The organism is Luteibacter sp. UNCMF366Tsu5.1, from assembly GCF_900119235.1.
Taxonomy (GTDB): Bacteria; Pseudomonadota; Gammaproteobacteria; order Xanthomonadales; family Rhodanobacteraceae; genus Luteibacter; species Luteibacter flocculans.
The window spans coordinates 1,457,778-1,478,124 of record NZ_FPIS01000001.1; the positions used below are offsets into that span (position 1 = coordinate 1,457,778).

Sequence of the window (20,347 nt, forward strand, 5' to 3'; positions counted from 1 at the left end):
TCCTTTCGGTGGGGTGGGTCGCCTTGGATCGATCCAACATCTCACCGCGCGATGCGGCCCGCTAGAGGGCGGAAAACGGTTCTGTGACGGGCTTGGCAGTGGTGCGCCGCATCATTGCCACGATTCAAAGCGAACGGCGAGGTGCCACCAGCAGGTCGCCGAACAGCAACCCGGCAACCAGCGACACGAGGAGCGTGATGCCGAGCAGCCCGGTATCCATGCCCAGCGAGGCATCGCGATCCAGCAGGTAGGACACGCTGCGGAAACTGACCGAGCCAGGCACGAGCAGGATGATACCCGGCTCACGAACCACCGCACCCGGCTTCTGCGCGTAACGCGCGTAGATGTTGCTGAGCGAACCAAGCAGCAGGCCACCGACGAATACACCGAACGGCGCGCCCGGCAAGCTGCCGGAAATCCGACCGCCCCAGGTCGTGGCGAGGTAACCCAGGATCACCGCGCCCATCACCACCAGCCAGTCGCGACGAGCGGCGCGGAACAGGATCGCGAACGAGAACGCGCCGAGCAGCAGCGTCGGCCAGTCCGTCCATGCCGGCAGCGGCGGGAGCGCGTAGTCGCGCGGCATGATGCCGAAGGCCTCGCACAACTGGCTCGCCGCCACGGTGCCGAAGGTCAGCTTCAGCAATGTCGCTATCGCGCCGCCCATGCGGGCCACTCCCGCGACGAGGTGCTGGCTGGAAATCTCGCGCACCGCGGTGGTCAGCGCCATGCCGGGCATCAGCACGATGAGGCTGCCGAGAATCACCGACTTCACCGCCAGTGGCACGATGTAAGCGCTGACAATGATGGCAATGGCCGTCGCGACCATGGCGCTGATGGCTTCGCTCGCCGCCGACAGTCGCGGCCGACTGCCCGATGCGACGGTGATAAGACCGATGATCGTGCCGATGATGCCGGCGGTGACGAGGTCGGGCCACGCACTGTGCAGCAGCAAGGCCACGACGGCAGCGGCGCAGAGCCCGTAGCTCGCAACCAGACCCACCTTGTCGCGGAGCGTTTCCGGAGCGCCGAGCTTGCGCAGGAGGTGAAACCCCTCGCGCATTTCCATCTGCCCGTCGATCACCGCATCGGCAATGCGGTCGGCTTCGCAGAGGCGACCGAGGTTGACGTCGCCCGGGGGGAGCCGCATGACCTGCGTGACCTGGGCCACGCTCTCCTCGCCCTGCCCCAGGTCCGCGAAGGACACGATGATCGCGGTCGGGCTCGACCATACTTCTGCCGCTAGGCCCAGGCGCTGCGCTGAGCGGCCGATGGCCGTCTCCAGACGCGGCGCCGTAGTGCCGTACTGATGCAGCCGGCGGGCCAGCTCTGTCAGAAAGGCGATGCGGGTGTTGATCGCCGTGGTGGCGAAGCTCACCGGTACCGTCAGCGGCACAGCGTCAGCCAACGTCCACCGCCTTCACGCGCAGGGTGGTGCCTTCGATGCCGATCACTTCCACATTGGCGCCTTCGGGCAGGTCGGGCCCGGTGACCAGCCACATGCCGTCGCCGACGCGCGCCTTGCCGCGCCCGTTGCGAATGGCCTCGCAGAGCACGTAGCGCTCACCGAGCAGTTGCTCGCCGCGCCGATTGAGGCGTGCATTGCCGGGCGGCACACGTTCCAGCCGCGGACGCACGAATTTCCAGTAGACGAAGCACGAGACAAACGCGAGCACGCCGAAGACGATCGCCTGCGCGAGCGGCCCGAGGTCGGGCATCAGCAGCAGGACCAGCCCCGTCGCCGCAGCGCCGATGCCGATCCAAAGCATGAAGTAACCGGGGAGGATCACCTCGCCGCCAATCAGCACCAGCGCGACGATCCACCAGAGGTAATGCACGGCAACGTGTTCCATGGCGTCACCGCGGCATGGGTGGCGTGCGCGGTGAAGCGGAATCGCTGGTCGTACGCTGCTGCGACGACAGAGAGTCCTTCGCCAGCTCGGCGATGCCGGCCAGGGAACCAAGGATGCCGGTGGTTTCCATCGGCAGCAGCAAGGTCTTCTGGTTGGGCGATTTCGCCATTTCCTTCAGCGCCTCGACGTAGTTGTTGGCGACGAAGTAGTTCAGCGCGTTGACGTCGCCGCCCGCGATGGCCTGGGAGACCATGGTGGTCGCCTTGGCCTCGGCTTCGGCCAGGCGTTCGCGTGCCTCGGCTTCGCGGAAGGCGGCCTCTTTCTTGCCCTCGGCCTCGAGGATCGCGGACTGCTTCTCGCCGTCCGCCTTGAGGATCGCCGCCTGCCGGAAGCCTTCCGCGTCGAGGATGTTGGCGCGCTTCTCGCGCTCGGCCTTCATCTGTCGCGCCATGGCATCCACGAGATCGCGCGGCGGCGAGATGTCCTTGATCTCGATGCGGGTGACCTTGACGCCCCAGGGGTGCGTGGCCTCGTCGACCACGCCGAGCAGCTTCGCGTTGATCGCGTCGCGCTGACTGAGGCTTTCGTCGAGATCCATCGAGCCCAGCACGGTACGGATGTTGGTCATGATCAGGGCGAGCGCCGCGGCTTCGAGGTTGGCGACCTCGTAGGCGGCCTTGGCGGCATCCAGCACCTGGTAGAAGACCACGCCGTCGACGCGCACCACGGCATTGTCCTTGGTGATGACGTCCTGCGAGGGGACGTCCAGCACCTGCTCCATCATGTTCATCTTGCGGCCGATGGCGTAGACGAACGGAATCAGGAAATGCAGGCCAGGGGTGAGGGTGCCGGTGTACCTGCCGAACATTTCAACGGTCCACTCGTAGCCCTGCGGCACGATGCGGATCAGCTTTGCCAGCACGATGACGACCACCACCACGATGACCAGCGCGACGAGACTTCCCATGGCCATGCTCACTCCCTTTTCCAATGTGTCTCGGGAGTATAGGCGAAGCGCTCAGGGCGGACCGGCGGGCAGGATCAAGGTCACGCGCAGGCCGCCGCCGTCGCGGTTCGCCAAAGCGATACGACCGCCGTGCGCCTCAGAAATTTCGCGCGCGAGCGCCAGCCCGAGCCCGGTACCGGAACGTTTGGTGGAATAGAACGGCAGCAAGGCCTGCGATAGCACCGTCTCGCTCATCCCGGGCCCCCGGTCGGCCACCTCGATCAGCGTGTCGCGACCGAGCTGATGCACGGCCAGGGTCACCTCGTCCGGCTCGCCGCCTGCCTCGTGCGCATTCTTGATGAGGTTGATGAGCACCTGCTCCACCTGGGTCGGATCGAACCAACCCGGCTTTTCCGGCGGCGGCGCCGCCATGCGAAAGCGCGCATGGAGCGCCAGCGCATCCAGGAACGCGGCCCAGGGCACCTCGCGGGCTTGCGGTGCAGGCAGCTTGGCGAAGCTCGCATAGCCGGCGATGAAACTGTGCAGATGCTTTGCGCGGTCGCCGATCGAGGCGAACACGCCGGGCAACCGCGCGAGGTCGCCGCGGCGCGCCAGCTCGGCACCCGAGTGCGACAGCGAGGAGATCGGCGCCAGCGAATTGTTGAGTTCGTGGCTGATGACCCGGATCACACGCTTCCACGTATGGACTTCCTGGCGGGACAGCTCGCGCGTCATCCGCCGATACAACTGCAGGCGATGCGGCCTGCCCTGCAGCCGGAACCCGCGCTGCGAAAGATGGAAGGTTTCCTCGCTGCCATCCATTTCCACGGAGAACAATGCGTCCTCGCCGCCGGCCGACGCATCGCGGAGGCTCTGCGGCATGCGGCTCAGCACGGTCTCGAAATCGAGACCCGCCAGCGAGCGTCCTTCGTTGAACAGGTGTCGCGCCGCGATGTTGGCGTAGGTGACCTTGCCCGTGGGTTCGGTCAGCACGAGCGCCACCGGCGTGTTCTGCACCACGGTATCGAGCAACAGCTCACGCTGCGCGAGGTGCTGGCGCTGATCGCGCAAGGTCTGGCCGAGCGCGTTGTGCATGCGGATCAGGTCGCCCAGCTCGTCGCGCCGGTCGGTGCCGATCGACATGCTGAAATCGCCGTCACGATAGCTCGCCACGGCGCTCTCCAGGGCGCGCATCAGCCGCCGCAGCGGCTCGACCAAGGCATGCGCCACGGCGGCGGCCAGCGGCACCAGCACCAACAAACAGATCAGCAGGGCCGTGCTGACGTCGAACGGTTCGACCACGCCACCCACGGGGAGCCGGCCCGCCTTGTCGGGCACCGCGCGCATCCAGGCCAGCATCTGCGGGAACGGCCAGATCGACACGCCCGCGAACACCAGCGCACCCACGATGGCCGACGAGGCCACCACCAGCGTCATCCGCCCTTCGAGCGAGAACGTCTTCATGAGCGCGAACGTATCAGACCGCCAGCCCGTAGCGCTCCATGCGCCGGTACAGCGCCTGTCGTGACAGCCCCAGCGTGGTGGCCGCGCGGCTGATCACGCCGCCTGCGGAGGCCAGGGCCGCCTCGACCGACTCGCGGCTGGGCTCGTCGAGATTGCGGGTGGCGCTGGGTGCCGGCGTGGGCAGGTTGAGGTGCATCGGCTCGATGCGCCCGTCCGCGGCCAGCAACGCGGCGCGTGCGATCGCGTTCTTCAGTTCGCGCACGTTGCCCGGCCAGTGATGCGCCAGCAGCGCTTCCCGCGCGTCTTCACTCAAGGTGGCCTTACCGTCGAGGAAGAATTCGGCCAGCGGCAGGATGTCGTCGGTGCGCTCCGCCAGCGGCGGCAGATTCACGTCGATGACGTTGAGGCGGTAGTAGAGATCCTCGCGGAACGTCCCTCCCGCGATCATCGCCTTCAGATCCGCATTGGTCGCACTGACCACGCGCACCTTCGCGTGCCGCGTGCGGCCCGAACCCAGGCGTTCGAACTGGCCGGTCTCGAGCACGCGCAGCAGCTTCATCTGACCCGGCAGCGGCAGATTACCGATCTCGTCCAGAAACAGCGTGCCGCCGTCGGCCATTTCGAAACGGCCCTCGCGTGCCTTGTTGGCGCCGGTATACGCGCCCGCCTCGGCGCCGAACAGTTCGGCCTCGATCAATTCGCCCGGCAGCGCACCGCAGTTCACCGCCACAAACGGGCCGCGACGTACGGCGGAATTGGCGTGGACGATGGCGGCGATACGTTCCTTGCCGGCGCCGTTGGGGCCAGTGATCAGGACCGGCACGTCGGACCGCGCCACTTGGCAGGCCAACTCGATCGTGCGGCCCATCGCCTCGGAGGCGAAGACCAGGCCGTCGAGGTCATACCGACTTTCCAGCGCTTCCCGACGACGCTTGCGCTCCACCCGGGCGCGCGTGACCTCGCGCGTGGACTCGGACAGCTCGAGCAGGTTTTCCACCGTGGCGAGCAGCTTGGCATCGTCCCAGGGCTTGGCAAGGTAATCGGCGGCGCCGGCCTTCACCAGTTCCACGGCCGCCTCGAGATGGGTCCAGGCGGTAAGCAGGATCACCGGCAGGTCGGTATAGCGAGCGCGGATCTGCTTGAACAGCGCGGCGCCCTCCTCGCCCGACGTGGTGTCGGCCGTGAAATTCATGTCCTGGATGACGACGTCCACGCGCTCGCGGGCGAGCGTGGCAAGCCCCTCGTCCGGCGTCAGGGCGACCAGCGGTCGGATGTCGTGCAGGCTCAAGGCAAGCGACAGCGCCTCGCCAACCGCGGGGTTGTCGTCAATGATCAATACGCAGCGCATCTGGTCCCTTCGCATGCAGGCATGGATGCCTCCCCCGGCAAAAAGGTTGCATCCTCCGCCGGCATTCCCCTCATTCTAAACACAGCGGCCACCCCGGGCGGGGTGACCGCTGTCGACTCACACGCTGCGTGTCGCCTCGACGGGTGGCACCCGGGAGGCACGTAGCGCAGGTGCAAAGACGGCTGCCTGCCCCAGGCCAAGGAGGATCACCACGCCCACGATGAGGTACGTCATGGAAAGACGCTCCATCTCGAACTGGGTAAGCATCCACTGGTTCATGCCCAGCGCCAGGATCACGCCCACCGCCACGCCCGCCAGGGCAATCAGCAGGTTCTCGGTCATGAAGTAGCTGAGAATGTCGCGCTTGCTCGCACCCAGCGCACGACGTACACCAATCTGTCTGCGCCGCTGCCCCACCCAGAAGCTCGACAGGCCCACGATGCCTGCCGCGGTGATCGCCAGCAGCACACCGCACACGACGCTCATCAGCACCGCCATGCCCCGGTCGGCCTCGTAGGCTTTCTGCCGCACCATTTCAAAGGTGCGTACGCCGCTCTTTTCCGGAAGCACGCGCATGCGGCTCACACCGTAGAGCTTATCCGCCACCGACTTGAACACCGCGTCCTGCTGACCCGGCTTGGTGCGGATGACGAAGGTCTGATAACCGCCGTCGAACGTCAGCGGCATGATCGTGACGTTGTCCATGAAATCCGTACTGATCCAGGGCACAGTCAACTTCTCGACGATACCGATGATCGTGGACGGCCGCCCCTTGATGTAATAAATGGTCTTGCCCAGCGCGTTGCCCTCGGGGAACAGCTCGTCGGCCATGGCCTTGGTAATGATCACCTGCGGCGGTGCCGGCTGCTGTTCGCGATTGATCGACGAGATTTCACTTGACGTGAAATTGCGCCCGGCAATCAGCTTCACGCCCAGCGTCGCCAGCGCATGCTCGTCGGCGAAGTAGAGCGCGCTCTGCACGCCGTCCTTGGTAGCGTCGGCGGTCCTCTGCGCACTCGTGGACCATCCACCACGACGAAGAGGGAACGAATTGGTGGCGTAGGCGTCTTCCACGCCCGGCATCGATCGAATCGCCTGCAGGTCGGTCTTGATGAGCGGAAGATACGTCGACGGTGCACCCACGTAGAGGTTTTGGACGGCGACCACGTTGGCTTCGTTCATGCCGGTGGGGCGACTGACGCGTTCGACGCGCTCGTGCACGATGAACAGCGCATTGCAGACGATGGCGAGCGTCAAGGCGATCTGCAAGGCGATGAGGATGGTACCGGCCTTGTGCCTGCGCAACGCGGCCAGGATAGGTTTGATCTGCATGGCGGTTACCTCAGTTCGACTTGAGCTGCCACGCGGGCTGCACCTGAGCGGCACGCCACGTGGGATAGAAAGCGGCCACGACGGAGGCGACGATCGCCACCGTCAGCGTAAGCAGCATCAGGGTGGGATCCAACGTCGCGAGGCGTGCAACCTCATCGGGGAACACGAGGCCGACGCTGAGCACGCCAAGACCCGTGAGCAACAACCCGAGCAATCCGCCTGCGATGCCGATGGTGCCTGCCTCGATCAGGAACTGCGCATAGATGTCGCGGCGCGACGCACCGAGCGCGCGACGCACGCCGATCTCCGGGGCGCGACGCATGAACTTCGCAAGCAAGAGACCAATCGTATTGACCAGGCAGATGACCAGAAAGCCGAGCGATACCAGCAACGACACCTGCGATTCGCGCGGTACGACCTTCTGCACCGACAGCCAGTCCATCACGTCGCGCACGCGTACATTCGGCGCCCAGCTGAAGCGGCCGGAGCGCTGCATTTCCGCTGCGTAGCCCGTGAGGAAGTCACGATAGGCCTGGGCGTCCGCCTTGCTAGGCAGTTCCGCCCACAACGACAACCATATGCACTCGGAGCGCAGGTAATTGTCCCAACCTTCGCCAGGATCCTTGACGCAATTGTTGTTGCCGTTGTTCGGAAGGCGTAAATCCAGTGCGCGAGTGAGGGGCACATACACCGTAGCGCCTTCGTTGAATCCCGACGTGTTGGGTACATCGAAGAACACTGGCTGCGGCGACCAATCCTGCATCACGCCCGTGATGCGGAACAGGTGGCCATCGAGGTTCACCTGCTTGCCGACGCTGGGGCCGCCGTTGAACAGCTTGTCGTTGAGCGACTTGCTGATCACGATGACGTCTGCATGCTTCTCGTCGTCGTCGCGGGTCCAGCCCTGCCCCTGCAGGAACGGCACGTCGAACATCGGGAAGAAATCCGCACCGGTGGCGTAGGCGCCCTGCCGCATCGGCATGCGCGACGGATCCTCCGGAATGACCGAGACGCCCACGGGATAGGTCACGGTCTGCCGCTTCGCCTTGTTGGCACGCAGCAACGCCGTCGCGTCCTTGTAGCTGAGCGCGGGCGGCGGCTCACCTTCCTTGGTGTTCTCCGGCCCCCAGTTGTCGATCTGTATGTTGTAGAGCACATCGGACTTCTGCGGGATCGGGTCGCGCGACGTGGCGCGAAACACCGAGTAGGTCGTCATCGACGCCGCCACACCGAACCCGATGGCCATCACCATGAGTGCGGTGAGCATCGGATTCCGGCGCAGACTGCGCAGGCCCAGTTGAAGGTAATAGCTGAACATGGTCGGCCCCTGGGGATCGGTGGGATCAGGAATGGGCTGCTTGAGTCTGCGCGTGGAAGCGCGGCTCTTCGGCGAGATCGACCACCTGACCGTCGATCACGTGGACGTTGCGTTGCGCTCGCGCGGCCAGTTCGGGATCGTGGGTCACCATGACGATGGTGGCGCCTTCGCGATGGATCTCCTCGAGCAGTTCCATCACGCCGCGCGCCATCTGCGTATCGAGGTTGCCGGTCGGCTCGTCGGCGAGCAGAAGACGCGGTGAGCCGGCGAGCGCGCGGGCGATGGCGACGCGCTGCTGCTGACCGCCGGACAGCTCTGCCGGATAGTGCTTGGCGCGCGAGGCCAGGCCCACGCGTTCCAGCGCGTCCATGATCCGCTGCTTGCGCTCGGCCGCCTTCATGCCGCGATAGCGCAGCGGCACTTCCACGTTGTCGAACACGTTGAGGTCGGGGATCAGGTTGAACGCCTGGAAGATGAAACCGATCTTCTCGTTGCGGATGCGCGAGCGCTCGTTGTCGTTGAGCTGGCTCACCTCCACGCCATCCAGGTGGTAGTGCCCACCCGTGAAGGTCTCCAGCAGGCCCGCGATAGTCAGGAACGTCGTCTTGCCGGAACCCGACGGACCGGTCACCGCGACGAACTCGCCTTCCTTTACGTCGATGTTGAAGTCGCGCAAGGCATAGGTCTCGACGACGGCGGTGCGATAGACCTTGGCGAGGTGGGTCATCTTGAGCATGGGATATCCCTCGGTGATGAGTACGGCGGGTAGGATCAGCGGCTGATGGAAACGTGTTTCGCATCGCCGAAGGTGTCGGCACCGGAGACGACGATCTTGTCGCCCTCCTTCAGGCCGTCCAGGATTTCGACCTTGTCGATGCTGCTGGCACCGACACGGATGTCACGGCGATCGGCCATGCCGTCGTTGACGACGTAGGCGTAGCGGCCCGCGCTTTCGTCCACGAACGAGCCACGCTGCACCGTAAGTACGTTGTCGCGCCGGTCGAGCAGGACACGCACGGACAGGCGCTGGCTCTGGCGAAGTTGCTTCGGCGTCTCGCCATCGAAGCGCAGTCGGGCGGCGACTTCGCCGTTCACCACTTCGGGCGACACGGCGCTGACCTTGCCGTTCCATTGCTTGCCGTTGCCGCTGATTTCACCCGGCATGCCGATGGCGAGGTCGCGCGCGAAGCTCTCGGGCACTTTCATTTCGACTTCGAGCGCCGAGAGGTCGATGACGCTGAGCAGCTGTGCGTCCTTCGCCACTGTGGCGCGCTCGGCGATGAAGAGCTGACCCACCTGACCATCGACCGGCGATTTCACGTTCAGGTCCTCGACCTGGCGTTCGAGATCCTGCACCAGCAGCACCTGGCGTTCGTGCGCCAGCTTCTTCGCCTGCACGTCGAACGTGAGGCTGTCGTTGTCCATGGAAAGATCGGTCTCCGCGTGCTTGGCGGTGACCTGCGCCTTGTCGAGCGTCGACTTCGCCTTGTCCACGTCCGCCACCGGCACGGCGCCCTTGTCGAACGCGGTCTGGTAGCGCTTCAGATCGCGCTCGGCGGCAGTCTGGTCGATGGACGCGTTGTCGTACGCCTTCTGCAGTTCGGAACGCTTCTTCCTCGCGTCGATCTGCGCACGCAGGTATTCCACCTGCATCGCATCGGCCGCGGATTTCTCCTGCGCCAACTTGCTCGTCAGCTCGGGGCTGGTGATGGTCGCGAGCACCTGATCCTTCCGTACCACGTCGCCCGCGTGCACTTTGAGCACCACCGCACCGGCGGACGCGGCATACAAGGTGGGACTCACCGCCGCCACGACCTTGCCCTCGGCCGCAATGTCGCGAACGAACGGCCCGCGCGTCACGGTGGCGAAGGTCAGCCGCGATGCGCTCACCGAACCATCCGACGAAAGCATCGTCGCCACACGCGGTGCCGCCAGGGCAAGGAGAGCAACCGCCGCCACGCCGCCGCCGATGAGCAGCAGCTTGCGATAGCGGTTGGGGCGGACCTCGACGAGGCGGTCCTGAGCGGAAGTGTCGCGGATCATGTGAGAGTCCCTGAGCGGTTTGCAGGGACAGTCAGCAAGCCCCGTGCCAAGCCGGGAAATCGCTTGCGATCAAGGAGATGGAACGGAGAGCGCCAGACAGGTGGTGTGTCCGCGGACAGCCTGCCCGGACACTCGACTACTGTCCGCGATGCGGACAGTACACGGGCGAAGGCTCAGGCAGCGATGCCGATCGATTCCGAAACCGCGATGTCGCGCGCCACGCCCAGGCCCAGGGACGAGATAGGAGCGTCGCCTATACCGAGTACGGTCAATCCCGCCCACTGACGTCGCGTGAAGGAGACGACGCGGGCACGGCACGCGCGAAGCCACATGCGCTCGGGCCGGCGGTGGTCCGGCGGAGCGCTTGGCAGGGCGTCGGCAAAAAGCCGGTCCCAAGCGAGGTAATCGGTGTCGGGAAGAAGATAGATGCGCGCGACAATCCTGCCCTCTCCGCTCACGCAATCGATCCATTCGCGCGGACCTTCCGCCGTGACCGCGCACGTGAGACCCACATGACGCGTCGCCAGCAACGGCGCCAGTTCCGCCGCCTCGACGATGCAGCCACGTGGTGCATCGGGATCGCCATCCATCGGATGGGACGCCGCGAGATAGAGGACTCCGCCAAGCTGGCCGAGGCCTTCGAACAGGCCGGACGGCGCCAGTGCCAGCCAGCGCGTCGTTATGGCGGTGGAACGGGCGCGCGAAGGCACGCCGAAACATGTAAGCCAGCCGAACACAAGCGTCTCCCGTGTGACGTGGACGGGCGGGAAGCCTGGCTGGGCGGTCCGGGGAGAGCCGCGTGGCTTGGCGTCGGGGAGCCGGTTACTTGGTGAGAATGAGCTTGTCGTTGCGGGTCAGGCGCAGGTGGTACTCACTGCCCTGGTGCTCGATCACCAGTTCGCGCGAGCCGTCGAGCAGGCTCTTGCTTTCGATGCGGCGGGCGACGGTCGGCGCCGGGCGCAAGGCCACGACCTTGTCGCGGCCGCCGTTGTCGGTCAGAGGGAGCGTTCGAAGGTACATGATCGTGACTCCGCGTTAGGGTGCGGAGTTGATGATAATGATTCTCAATTACGAGTCAAGCCCGCATGGCGAAGGAGTCGCGACGAGAAGATGGGACCGGCTACGAAGCGAGGGTAGGAGCCACCTGGTGGCAAAAAGCCAATGAAGCGGTTTAGCGGTGAGGCAAGCACCCATCGCCAGCAGGCTGGCTCCCACCGGCAAGTGGCTCACACCGGCGTGGCTCACACCGGCAAGTGGCTTACACCGGCAAGTTTTCCCTCGCCGCCATGGCGGCTCCTACAACGGCACCGAGGCATTCACTAACGCGATCAGGCCACCGCCAGCATCTCGACCAACGTGTTTTCCAGCGCTTCCAGATCCGGAATGACCGCCGTGTCGTCGCGGACCAGTACGCGGGCGCGCACGCCGAACGGCAGGTCGTGGCCGTCGTGGGTGGGCAGCAGGAGTTCGGCGTTGAGCGTCGCGAGGCGCGGGAAGCCGTGGATGAGCACGGCGAGGTAAGGCATGTCCGGATGCCGGCCCACGGCCTTGAGCACGGCCACGCGCGTGGCCTGCACCGGCGCATCGTCGGCGGGGCTGGCCACGTGATCGAAACTCACCAGTGGAATGCTCCAGCCGCGCCATGCGATGCGACCGAGCAACCACGACGGTGCGTCCGCCACGGGCTCGACGCCGGCCAAGGTGATGACTTCGGCCACCGCGGCATTGGGGAGCAGCAGGCGCACGCCGGCACTGGGAATCAGGACGCAGCGGATTTCGCGCGGTAACGGCTCGCTCATGGGAATTCCTCGACAAGTTTCTGCGCCAGGGCGTGCGCGTCGCCAGCGAAATCGGCCACGCGCTCTTCGCGGATGCCCGTGACGATGTGCCCCGCTTCGTGCTCCACGGCGACCGTTTCAACCCACACGCGACCGCCAGCGTCGTACACGGCCTGCGCACCGGCAATGCCGTCGCTGCCGTGGCCGGCGAAGACAATCGCCAGGGCATCGGCACCGAAGCCACCGGCAAGCGTGCTCAGGATGCCGTCGATGGAGGGACCGGTCGAGGCCATCGCACTGCCGTCCTCACGCACGGTCACGCTGCCGTCGCGGCGAATCTGCACGTGCGAACCGCGCGGTACGACCAGGCACTCGCCGTGCGCCGTATGCGTACGGTCGGCAGCGACGCGCGCACGCGGCCCGAGGCGCTGCGCGAAGGCCGTCGGATCGTCGGCATGGTGTGCCGCCACCAGCAGCACGCCAGGAACACGTTCCGGCAGCGCGGCGAGAAAATTCGCGATCGCCGTCTCGCTCGCGCGCGCGCCGCCAAGGGCGATCACGCGACGCACCGCGCGGGCGTTCGCTTCCAGGAACATCTCGTGAGCGAAGTCGCCATCGGTGCGAGGTGCGACGGCCTCTTCCATGGACACCAGTTCCAAGGTGAGACCCGCTTCGAGCCCGTGAGTACCGTCGTCGACGACATCCTGCGCAAGGTATTCCGCGGCGCTGATCGTCTCGATGCCGAACGCCCCCGGGTCCGGCTTGTTCACCGGTTCGACGACCACCGTGTCATGGTCGACAAGATCCCATTCGGGTACGGGCGGAGGCACGTATTCCGTCGCACGTCCCTCGATTTCGATGGAAGGCGTCGCGACGTTGGTGGCGGCGTCATCATCGAGCGAAGCGAGGCTGAAGTCGGCGGCATTGAAACCGGGTTCCGGCTCGGGTGCCGGTGCAGGTGCTTCTTCGACCAATTCGAAACCGGACAGATCGAGCGACGCGAGTTCCGTCAGCTCCACCGGCGACGACGGCACCATGTCGATGCCATCGGTATCGAGCGGGCCTTCGGGCGTCTCTGCGAGCAAGGCTTCGAGTTCCGCGGCCAGATCGGCGGGCGGCACGTCGTCTTCATCGCCCGCGCCATCAAGCTGGGGCGTGGAGAACGCAAGTTCATCGAGCGCTTCGCCCGCCCTATCGGGGACGTCGTCAAGTACAAACGCCGTTTCGTCCGTGGATGAGGGCTCGTCGGCGGAAAACGCGAACGCCTCGAACGTCTCCGTCTCCGTGCCTGCATCGTCGTGGAGTTCGCCGTCGAGGTCGTTCGCAGACGACGGCGTTTCGGCGTAGTCATGGCTGCCGATAAGGGAAAGATCCTCGCTCAGCGGCTCGTCGAGCGGAACCTCCACGGGTGCCGCCACACCCGCTAGCGATGCGATGCGTGGCTCGATGGCGCGAGCGTCTTCGGGACGCGGCGGATCGAGCGCGATCTCGCCGACCAGCTTGGCGGCGAGATGACGCGCCCAGCGTGCACGATCCCAGCCTTCGAGCTTGCGACTGGCGTCGGCATCGTTGAACACGAGGCGCGGATGGCCGCCCTCGACGGTGTCGTAAAGACGATCGAGATCGTCGTCGCTCGGATCGTCGAGATCGACCACCACCACGTCAGCCGACGAACCGACGAGTTCGGCGGGCGCGAACGAGCGCAGGTCCGATTCGTAGACGATGCGCGCACCCTGCGTCACGAGAGCGTCGCGCAGGTGGGCGGAGAGGCTGGCGTCGTCGAACAGCAGCGCGACCGTCGCCTCGCGATCAACCATGGTGGACTCCGAGCACGTCGTTGATCTGCACGATGAGATCGTTCTCCTGGTACGGCTTGCCGATGTAGCGATCCACGCCGATATCGAAGGCACGTTGCCTGTGCTTGTCGCCGGTACGCGAGGTGATCATGATGATCGGCACGCCTGCCAGACGCTCGTCGGCCTTCATCTGCGTGGCCAACTCGTAGCCGTCCATGCGCGGCATCTCGATGTCCAGCAGCATCAGGTCGGGCACGCGCTCGTTGAGTTTCTCCAATGCGTCGATGCCGTCCTTCGCCGTCATCACCTCGAACTCGTGACGTTCCAGCACGCGGCCGGTGACCTTGCGCATGGTGATCGAATCGTCCACCACCATCACCAGGGGCTTGACGCGCACTTCGTCCTGCGCGCGCGGAGCGTGCGGCACGCTGGCGTCCGCCTCGAACGCGCGACGGGCCACGCCGTGGCGAACCAGCGGCGCGAGGTCGAGAATCATCAGCACCGAACCGTCGCCCATGATCGTGGCGCCGAGGATGCCCGGCACCGAACTCACCTGCGGGCCGACCGGCTTGACCACGATTTCGCGCGAACCGAGCACGGCGTCGACGCGGATCGCCGCACGTAGATCGCCCGAACGGGCGAGCAGCAGCGGGATATCGCCTTCTTCGAGAGACGACACGACATGCACGCCGAGCAACTGCGGCAGGTCGTGGATGCCGTATTCCTCGCCCATGTAGTCGAAACTCGGCGAAGCGTCCGCCATGCGATGGGCCAGCTCGTTCGGCGCGACGCGAGCCACGCCGTGCACCGACGTCATCGGAATCGCGAAGTTGGTCTCGCCGATGCGCACGATCAGGGCCTGGGTCACCGCGAGGGTGAACGGCAGACGCATCACAAAGGTCGTGCCGCTGCCCTTCTGCGATTCGATCGCCAGCGTACCGCCGAGCTGCTTGATCTCGTTCGCCACGACGTCCATGCCGACGCCGCGACCCGCCACCTGAGTGACCTTCTCGGCCGTGGAGAAACCCGGAACCTGGGTGAGCTGGAAGATCTGCTCGTCCGACACGCGCGCGTCCGGACGCAGCAGGCCGCGCTCGATGGCCTTGGCGCGAATGGCGTCGCGATCCATGCCGCCGCCGTCATCGGATAGCCGCACGACGACCTCGGTAGCCTCGCGGGCCACCTGGATGCGTACGGTGCCTTCGGGGTTCTTGCCCACGGCTTCGCGCTGCTCGGGCGGTTCGATGCCATGCGCCACCGCGTTGCGCAGCATGTGCTCGAACGGCGCCTTGATGCGGTCGAGCATGTTGCGGTCCATTTCGCCGTTGGCACCTTCCACCACCAACTGCGCGCGCTTGCCGACGTCGGACGCCGCCTGGCGCAGCGTGCGACGCAGGTTCGGCACCATGGCGTCGAACGGCAGCATGCGCGTCTGCATCAGGCCTTCCTGCAGTTCCGCGTTTACCTTCTGCTGCTGGAGCAGGAGGGCTTCGGACTGGCGGGTCAGCTCGTCGAGGATTGTCTGCAGCGACACGAGATCGGATACCGACTCGGCCAGCGCTCGCGAGTACTGCTGCAGCTGCGAGAAGCGATCGAGTTCCAACGGATCGAAGTTCGATACCCCGTTGTCGCGATGTTCCTGGTGATAGCGCGCAATGATCTGCGCTTCGGTCTCGATTTCCAGCATGCGCAACTGGCTGCGCAGACGGCTGACCGTCTGTTCGTGCTCGGTGAGCGCCGAGCGGAAGCTCGCCGTCTGCTGTTCCAGGCGCGAGCGGTAGATCGACACCTCGCCCGCGTGATTCACCAGCGTGTCGAGCATGTCGGCGCGAACGCGGATCTGCTCCTGCGAAGCGCGCTGGATTTCCTCTTCCTCGAACTCCGGCAAAAGATCCGGCAGATCGCGATCGAGGACGGGTGGCGGCGCCACTTCCGGCAACGGCGCGAAAGGCATGGCCAATTCGACCACGGCGGCCTCGCGCTCTTCGCGATAGGCCTCGGCAGTCACGGTGTCGGGCGCGATAGGCGCACCGGCGAGGCGCGCGAACGGTTCGATGTCGGCGTCGGTAAGCGCGATCGGCTTCGCGTGGGCCACGCTCTGAATCATGCCGTGCAGACGGTCGAAACCCTTCTCCGTCGCTTCGATGGCCGGACGGTCGCTCGCACGCTGACCACCGGCCACGGCGTCGAGCAAGGCTTCCATCGCGTGCGAGAGATCGCCCACGGCGGCCACGCCGGCCATGCGTGCACTGCCCTTGAGCGTGTGCAGGTCGCGTTGCAGGGCAGCGACGTGCTCCGCCTGCTCCGGCTCGGCACGCCACGAAGCGAGCGCCGCATCGGCGTGATCGAGAATCTCGCGCCCTTCCTCCACGAATACTTCGAGAAGGTCCGGATCGATGTCCGCATACGGCGACAGCTCCGGGACCAGCGCGGGGGCCGGCTCGTCGTCGGGCGTGTGCACCGGCGGCGCAACGGGCTCGTGCGACTGATCCTCGATGACCACCGGCGCTTCCGCATCGGCAAACACCGGTGTGGATTCCTCGGCGTCGTCGAGGACTGGCTCCTCGGCGGTCGGCTCATCGAGCGACACCGCTTCGTGCGACGGTTCGGCGGCGATCTCTACATCGTCCGACGGCACATGGGGCGATGCTTCGTCGTGCAACGCCTCGAAAGCATGAGGTTCGGAGACCGGAGCGACGTCGTCCCGGGTTTCGTCGGACGGTGCGTCCAGCGTAAGGTCCTGCGGCAGATCGAGGCGGAAGTCGTCGGCCAGGCGGGGCATTTCGAAGGTCGGTGCCGCCGTGTCGGCCAGCGGCTCGACCTGGCCGTCGTCGGCGTGCAGCACCTCGCCGTCGTGCGACATGGGCTGCGGCAGCGACGGCTCGTCGGACGGACGCGACGTCACACCTTCGAGCTCGTTCATCAACGAGCGCCACGCCGCATCTTCCTCGGCATCGTAGGCCTGGATCGGCTTGATCTCGCCTTCCGGCTTCTCGATCTCGAAGGTGTCGAACGACGCCAGCACTTCGCTGGTCAACGCGTCGCTTTCGCTCACCGGTTCCAACGGTGCCAGTTCGATACCCGGCAGGTCGTCCTCGGTCTCGCCCTCTTCTGAGCTCTGCTCGCCAATGTCGTCCTCGGCGGACGCCTCGGCCAGCTCGTCGGCGAGCAAGCCTTCATCCAGGGTCGGCACGAGGCCTTCCGTAGTCTGCTCGGGCAGATAGGCTTCCGCTTCGTCGCGGGAGGGCTCGACAACGAGCGACGACTCCTCGGCCACGGCCTCGAGCGGCTCGTCGTCCTGCGGCAACTCGGCAGCGACGAACGATTCGTCCGCCAGCTCCTCAAGTGTTTCGTCGTCCAGCGAGAGCGGATCGGGCTCGTAGAGAACGTGCGCAATGGTGGCTTCCGGCTGCTCGTCGCGCAGCGCACCGATGCGGGCGGCGAGGGTCGCCACATCCGGCACGCTCGGTTCGTGCGCATCGAACAGGTCCATCACGTGATCGACCAGGTCGGCGGCTTCCGTCAGCACCGCGATGCCTTCCGGACGCAGCGGCAGGCCGGTCGCACGCACGCGCTTGATCAGGCCTTCCAAGGGCGCAAGCACCTGGATCAACACCGGGATGTCCACCATGCCGATGGCGCCGTGCAGCGTATGCACCGCGCGCAGCAGCGCGTCGTCCACCGGCAGCTCGCCCTCTTCGGCGCGTGCCAGGTGACCACGGATCACATGCAGGTACTGCGCGACTTCGGTGCGCAGGATATCCAGCAGTACCGCGTCCACCGGCGGCAGCGAAGGCGCGCTGTAGATCGGCTCGGCCGGGATATCCTCCATCTCGGCCATCTCGGCCATGTCGGGCAACGTCGCGAACGGATCCGCGCTGACGGCATCGGTCGATGCCGTCGTGCCGGTTTGTGGCTGACCGTACGACGCAAACGCCGCGGTCGGCACGGCGGCGATGGTATCGCGCGGGACGCGACGCTTGACCTTGCTGCGCACGCGCTGCACGGCGTTCCGCGCCACGTCTTCCACGAAGGCGACATCGCCCATGGCGAGGCGATCGGCAGTTTCCATGATCGCGGCGATCGGTGCGGCCGGCGTGGCATCGCCTTCGAGGGCCGCCTTGAGCTGCGGAAGCGCATCGACGGCATGACGGACCAGCGCCTGCACGCCTTCGTGCGGACCGATGGTGCCGTCGAGCACGCGGTTGAGCATGTTTTCCACCTTCCAGGCGAACTCGCCCAGCAGGCGTGCGCCGACCAGGCGGCCGGAGCCCTTCAAGGTGTGGAACGAACGGCGGATCGGCACCAGAGCGTCGGCGCGTTCGGGTTCGGCCAGCCAGTGACCCAACGCAGCGCGCAGGTTGCCGATCTCTTCCTCGGTTTCTTCGAGGAAAATTTCGCGAATTTCGTCGTCGATACCATCGACCGTGATCTGGAAACCGGCGAACTCGGCCATGCCGGGACCACCGACTTCCTGTTCGACTTCTTCCTCGATCTCCACCCAGTCTTCTTCGCCGACAGCAGCGGCGACGGGCGGCTCGGCATGCACGTCCGGCGTGGTCGCGGCGGGCGCGACGGCCGACGTGTCTTCGTCCGCGGGCGGTTCGTCGAGCAAGTCGAACGTATCGGCAAAGCTGGACACGGTCTCGCCTGTGTCTTCGCTGCTCTCGGGCACGGCGATGTGTTCGATCGCCTCGGCCTCGATCGTCTCGATGGCTTCCTCGCCGAGCGCCTCGGGCTCGGCGACATCCTGCGGCACCGGCCAATAGCCAAGCTGAGCGAGGCTCTGCTGGGTGACGTCCAGGATATGTTCCAGGCCGCCGCGGTGTTCGCGTGCGGCTTCGAGGTAGTACTCCAACGCGGCCAGCGCGTCGGCGAGGCGATCCATCTGCGCACCGTTCGGCACGCGACGGTCACCCAGCAACTCGCGATGGATGAACAAGCCGATGCCATCGGCAAGTTCCGCCGGACGTGCGGCGCCAAGCATGCGCATCGCGCCACCGATCTCGCCCATCAACTCGGGGGTACCGGCAAGCTGTTCGTGATCCCACGACGATTCGACGAAGCCGACGATCGCGTCCTTCACCCTCGATGTGTTGGTCGTGGCCTCACGCATCAGCGTGGAGAGAATGTGCCGTGCCTCGCTGCGCGGCAGCATCGACGGGCCGACGTCGCCCGACGATGGATGCTGGTCGCCCTCGGCGCCCAGCCGCTCGATGTGATCGTCGAGGGACGCTTCGACATAAAGCAGCGCACCGGCCACGTCGAGCAGGGATTCCTCGTCGGCCTCGCGCGCACCCGTGGCGATCTCGCCGAGAATCCGGCGCTGTTCGCCCACGACGCGGCGCGGCACACCAAGCGCCAGCATACCAAGCGTGTCACCTACGCGATCGAGCACGTCGGTCTGCTGACCGAGCTGCGCCGGATCGCCGTCAGGACGGCGCAGGAAAAGATCGAGCGATTCCTTCACCCGGAGCAGGTCGTCCTTGATCGCCGCGGACACGGTGTCCAGCAGCGCGCGGTTGTGGCCCGACATCGAGCCGCGCGCATGTTCCACCTCGGCTTCGCGCGGCAGGAGGCCGTCGAGCCGATAGGTCTGTCGCAGTTCTTCGATCCGGTCACTGCCCGGCTTGGCCTGCGCCACGTAGTACAGGAGCTTGCGCGCCAGTTCGTCGGCGTCTCCGCCCAGCAGTGCTTCCTCGCCCCCGTCGAGCAGTTCGCGGATCGAGCGGTCGACGCGGCCGATGAGCTGGCGCACGTCTTTTTCGTGCGCGCGCAGGACGCCGCGCTCGAGACCTTCCAGCACGCCGGCTGCGATCCACCACAGGCGACGGCCGGCGATCGTGTAGCAACGCGCAGCGATGCCATCGAGGGTGGCACGCATGCCGAGGAGTTGACGCTCGTTGCCCTGCCCGCGAAACCACGCCAGCAACTGCTGCTGGAAACGCGCGCGCAATTCGGCCAGCTCGCCGCGCCCTGCTTCTGCGGTAGCGGGATCGCTGGCACCCGGTGCGCCTGGCGGCAGCATCGCGTCGAGATTCGGCGTGAACAGCGCGGACTCGTGCAGCGACTGCTCGCCGCGGCTGGCACGCAGGTCGTTCAGCAACGGCAGCAGCACGATCGGCACGTCGCGATGGCCGCTCTGCAGGCGCTCCAGATAGTCGGGCATCTGCATCATGCCGCGCATCAGCGCCGCATAGGCATCGTCGCGGTGGGCGACGCGGTTGTCGATCAGTGCGGCGACCAATTGCTCCATTTCGCCGACGACCATCGCGGCGCCGTAGAGCTCGACCATACGCAACGTGCCGTGGACCTGGTGCAGGTCCGCGGCGCAGGTGTGCATGACGTAGGCGTCGCGCGAGTCCTCGACGTACGACTCGAGGGCCTGGCGTGCCTTGGACAAGGCGTCGTCGAGCTCGGCCTTGACCCAATGCAGCGTGGTGAAATCGGTATGGTCTTGAAGTCTCAC

14 protein-coding genes are annotated in these 20,347 nt (G+C 66.0%); all 14 read right to left on the reverse strand.

What is annotated here, in order from left to right:
* Positions 1–124: 124 nt before the first annotated feature.
* Positions 125–1,408 (reverse strand): threonine/serine ThrE exporter family protein, encoded by a 1,284-nt coding sequence (locus tag BT115_RS06480; protein ID WP_072321652.1) that lies wholly within the window; start codon positions 1,406–1,408, stop codon positions 125–127.
* The gene (locus BT115_RS06485) at positions 1,401–1,853 is read right to left on the reverse strand and encodes an NfeD family protein (protein WP_072321653.1); all 453 of its coding nucleotides are present in this window, start codon (positions 1,851–1,853) and stop codon (positions 1,401–1,403) included. The genes BT115_RS06480 and BT115_RS06485 overlap by 8 nt, the downstream gene beginning before the upstream one ends.
* Before the next feature lie 4 nt (positions 1,854–1,857).
* On the reverse strand, positions 1,858–2,820 hold the full coding sequence (locus tag BT115_RS06490; protein ID WP_072322288.1) for an SPFH domain-containing protein: 963 nt from the start codon (positions 2,818–2,820) through the stop codon (positions 1,858–1,860).
* A 51-nt stretch (positions 2,821–2,871) separates the two neighbouring features.
* The gene (locus tag BT115_RS06495) at positions 2,872–4,263 is read right to left on the reverse strand and encodes a sensor histidine kinase (RefSeq protein WP_072321654.1); all 1,392 of its coding nucleotides are present in this window, start codon (positions 4,261–4,263) and stop codon (positions 2,872–2,874) included.
* A 13-nt stretch (positions 4,264–4,276) separates the two neighbouring features.
* A complete protein-coding gene (locus BT115_RS06500; RefSeq protein WP_072321655.1) occupies positions 4,277–5,611 on the reverse strand; it encodes a sigma-54-dependent transcriptional regulator in 1,335 nt (444 codons plus the stop codon).
* A gap of 117 nt (positions 5,612–5,728) precedes the next feature.
* The gene (locus BT115_RS06505; protein WP_072321656.1) at positions 5,729–6,943 is read right to left on the reverse strand and encodes an ABC transporter permease; all 1,215 of its coding nucleotides are present in this window, start codon (positions 6,941–6,943) and stop codon (positions 5,729–5,731) included.
* Between the two features lie 10 nt (positions 6,944–6,953).
* Positions 6,954–8,261, reverse strand: coding sequence for an ABC transporter permease (locus BT115_RS06510; protein WP_072321657.1), 1,308 nt, complete (start codon positions 8,259–8,261; stop codon positions 6,954–6,956).
* Positions 8,262–8,286: 25 nt separating this feature from the next.
* The gene (locus tag BT115_RS06515) at positions 8,287–8,997 is read right to left on the reverse strand and encodes an ABC transporter ATP-binding protein (RefSeq protein ID WP_072321658.1); all 711 of its coding nucleotides are present in this window, start codon (positions 8,995–8,997) and stop codon (positions 8,287–8,289) included.
* A gap of 35 nt (positions 8,998–9,032) precedes the next feature.
* The gene (locus BT115_RS06520; RefSeq protein ID WP_072321659.1) at positions 9,033–10,304 is read right to left on the reverse strand and encodes an efflux RND transporter periplasmic adaptor subunit; all 1,272 of its coding nucleotides are present in this window, start codon (positions 10,302–10,304) and stop codon (positions 9,033–9,035) included.
* A 173-nt stretch (positions 10,305–10,477) separates the two neighbouring features.
* The gene (locus tag BT115_RS06525) at positions 10,478–11,041 is read right to left on the reverse strand and encodes a hypothetical protein (RefSeq protein ID WP_072321660.1); all 564 of its coding nucleotides are present in this window, start codon (positions 11,039–11,041) and stop codon (positions 10,478–10,480) included.
* Between the two features lie 85 nt (positions 11,042–11,126).
* Positions 11,127–11,324, reverse strand: coding sequence for a hemin uptake protein HemP (locus BT115_RS06530; protein WP_083527335.1), 198 nt, complete (start codon positions 11,322–11,324; stop codon positions 11,127–11,129).
* A gap of 308 nt (positions 11,325–11,632) precedes the next feature.
* Complete coding sequence (locus BT115_RS06535) at positions 11,633–12,103, reverse strand: chemotaxis protein CheW (RefSeq protein ID WP_072321661.1); 471 nt, start codon at positions 12,101–12,103, stop codon at positions 11,633–11,635.
* A complete protein-coding gene (locus BT115_RS06540) occupies positions 12,100–13,899 on the reverse strand; it encodes a chemotaxis protein CheB (RefSeq protein ID WP_072321662.1) in 1,800 nt (599 codons plus the stop codon). The genes BT115_RS06535 and BT115_RS06540 overlap by 4 nt, the downstream gene beginning before the upstream one ends.
* The gene (locus tag BT115_RS06545) at positions 13,892–20,347 is read right to left on the reverse strand and encodes an Hpt domain-containing protein (RefSeq protein WP_072321663.1); all 6,456 of its coding nucleotides are present in this window, start codon (positions 20,345–20,347) and stop codon (positions 13,892–13,894) included. Before BT115_RS06545 ends, BT115_RS06540 begins: the two co-directional genes overlap by 8 nt.

What these genes read in the sequence shown, in the direction of transcription:
- BT115_RS06485 (WP_072321653.1), bottom strand. Translation starts at nt 1,853, where the DNA reads ATGGAACACGTTGCCGTGCATTACCTCTGGTGGATCGTCGCGCTGGTG.
- BT115_RS06490 (WP_072322288.1), bottom strand. Translation starts at nt 2,820, where the DNA reads ATGGGAAGTCTCGTCGCGCTGGTCATCGTGGTGGTGGTCGTCATCGTG.
- BT115_RS06495 (WP_072321654.1), bottom strand. Translation starts at nt 4,263, where the DNA reads ATGAAGACGTTCTCGCTCGAAGGGCGGATGACGCTGGTGGTGGCCTCG.
- BT115_RS06500 (WP_072321655.1), bottom strand. Translation starts at nt 5,611, where the DNA reads ATGCGCTGCGTATTGATCATTGACGACAACCCCGCGGTTGGCGAGGCG.
- BT115_RS06505 (WP_072321656.1), bottom strand. Translation starts at nt 6,943, where the DNA reads ATGCAGATCAAACCTATCCTGGCCGCGTTGCGCAGGCACAAGGCCGGT.
- BT115_RS06510 (WP_072321657.1), bottom strand. Translation starts at nt 8,261, where the DNA reads ATGTTCAGCTATTACCTTCAACTGGGCCTGCGCAGTCTGCGCCGGAAT.
- BT115_RS06515 (WP_072321658.1), bottom strand. Translation starts at nt 8,997, where the DNA reads ATGCTCAAGATGACCCACCTCGCCAAGGTCTATCGCACCGCCGTCGTC.
- BT115_RS06520 (WP_072321659.1), bottom strand. Translation starts at nt 10,304, where the DNA reads ATGATCCGCGACACTTCCGCTCAGGACCGCCTCGTCGAGGTCCGCCCC.
- BT115_RS06530 (WP_083527335.1), bottom strand. Translation starts at nt 11,324, where the DNA reads ATGTACCTTCGAACGCTCCCTCTGACCGACAACGGCGGCCGCGACAAG.
- BT115_RS06535 (WP_072321661.1), bottom strand. Translation starts at nt 12,103, where the DNA reads ATGAGCGAGCCGTTACCGCGCGAAATCCGCTGCGTCCTGATTCCCAGT.
- BT115_RS06540 (WP_072321662.1), bottom strand. Translation starts at nt 13,899, where the DNA reads ATGGTTGATCGCGAGGCGACGGTCGCGCTGCTGTTCGACGACGCCAGC.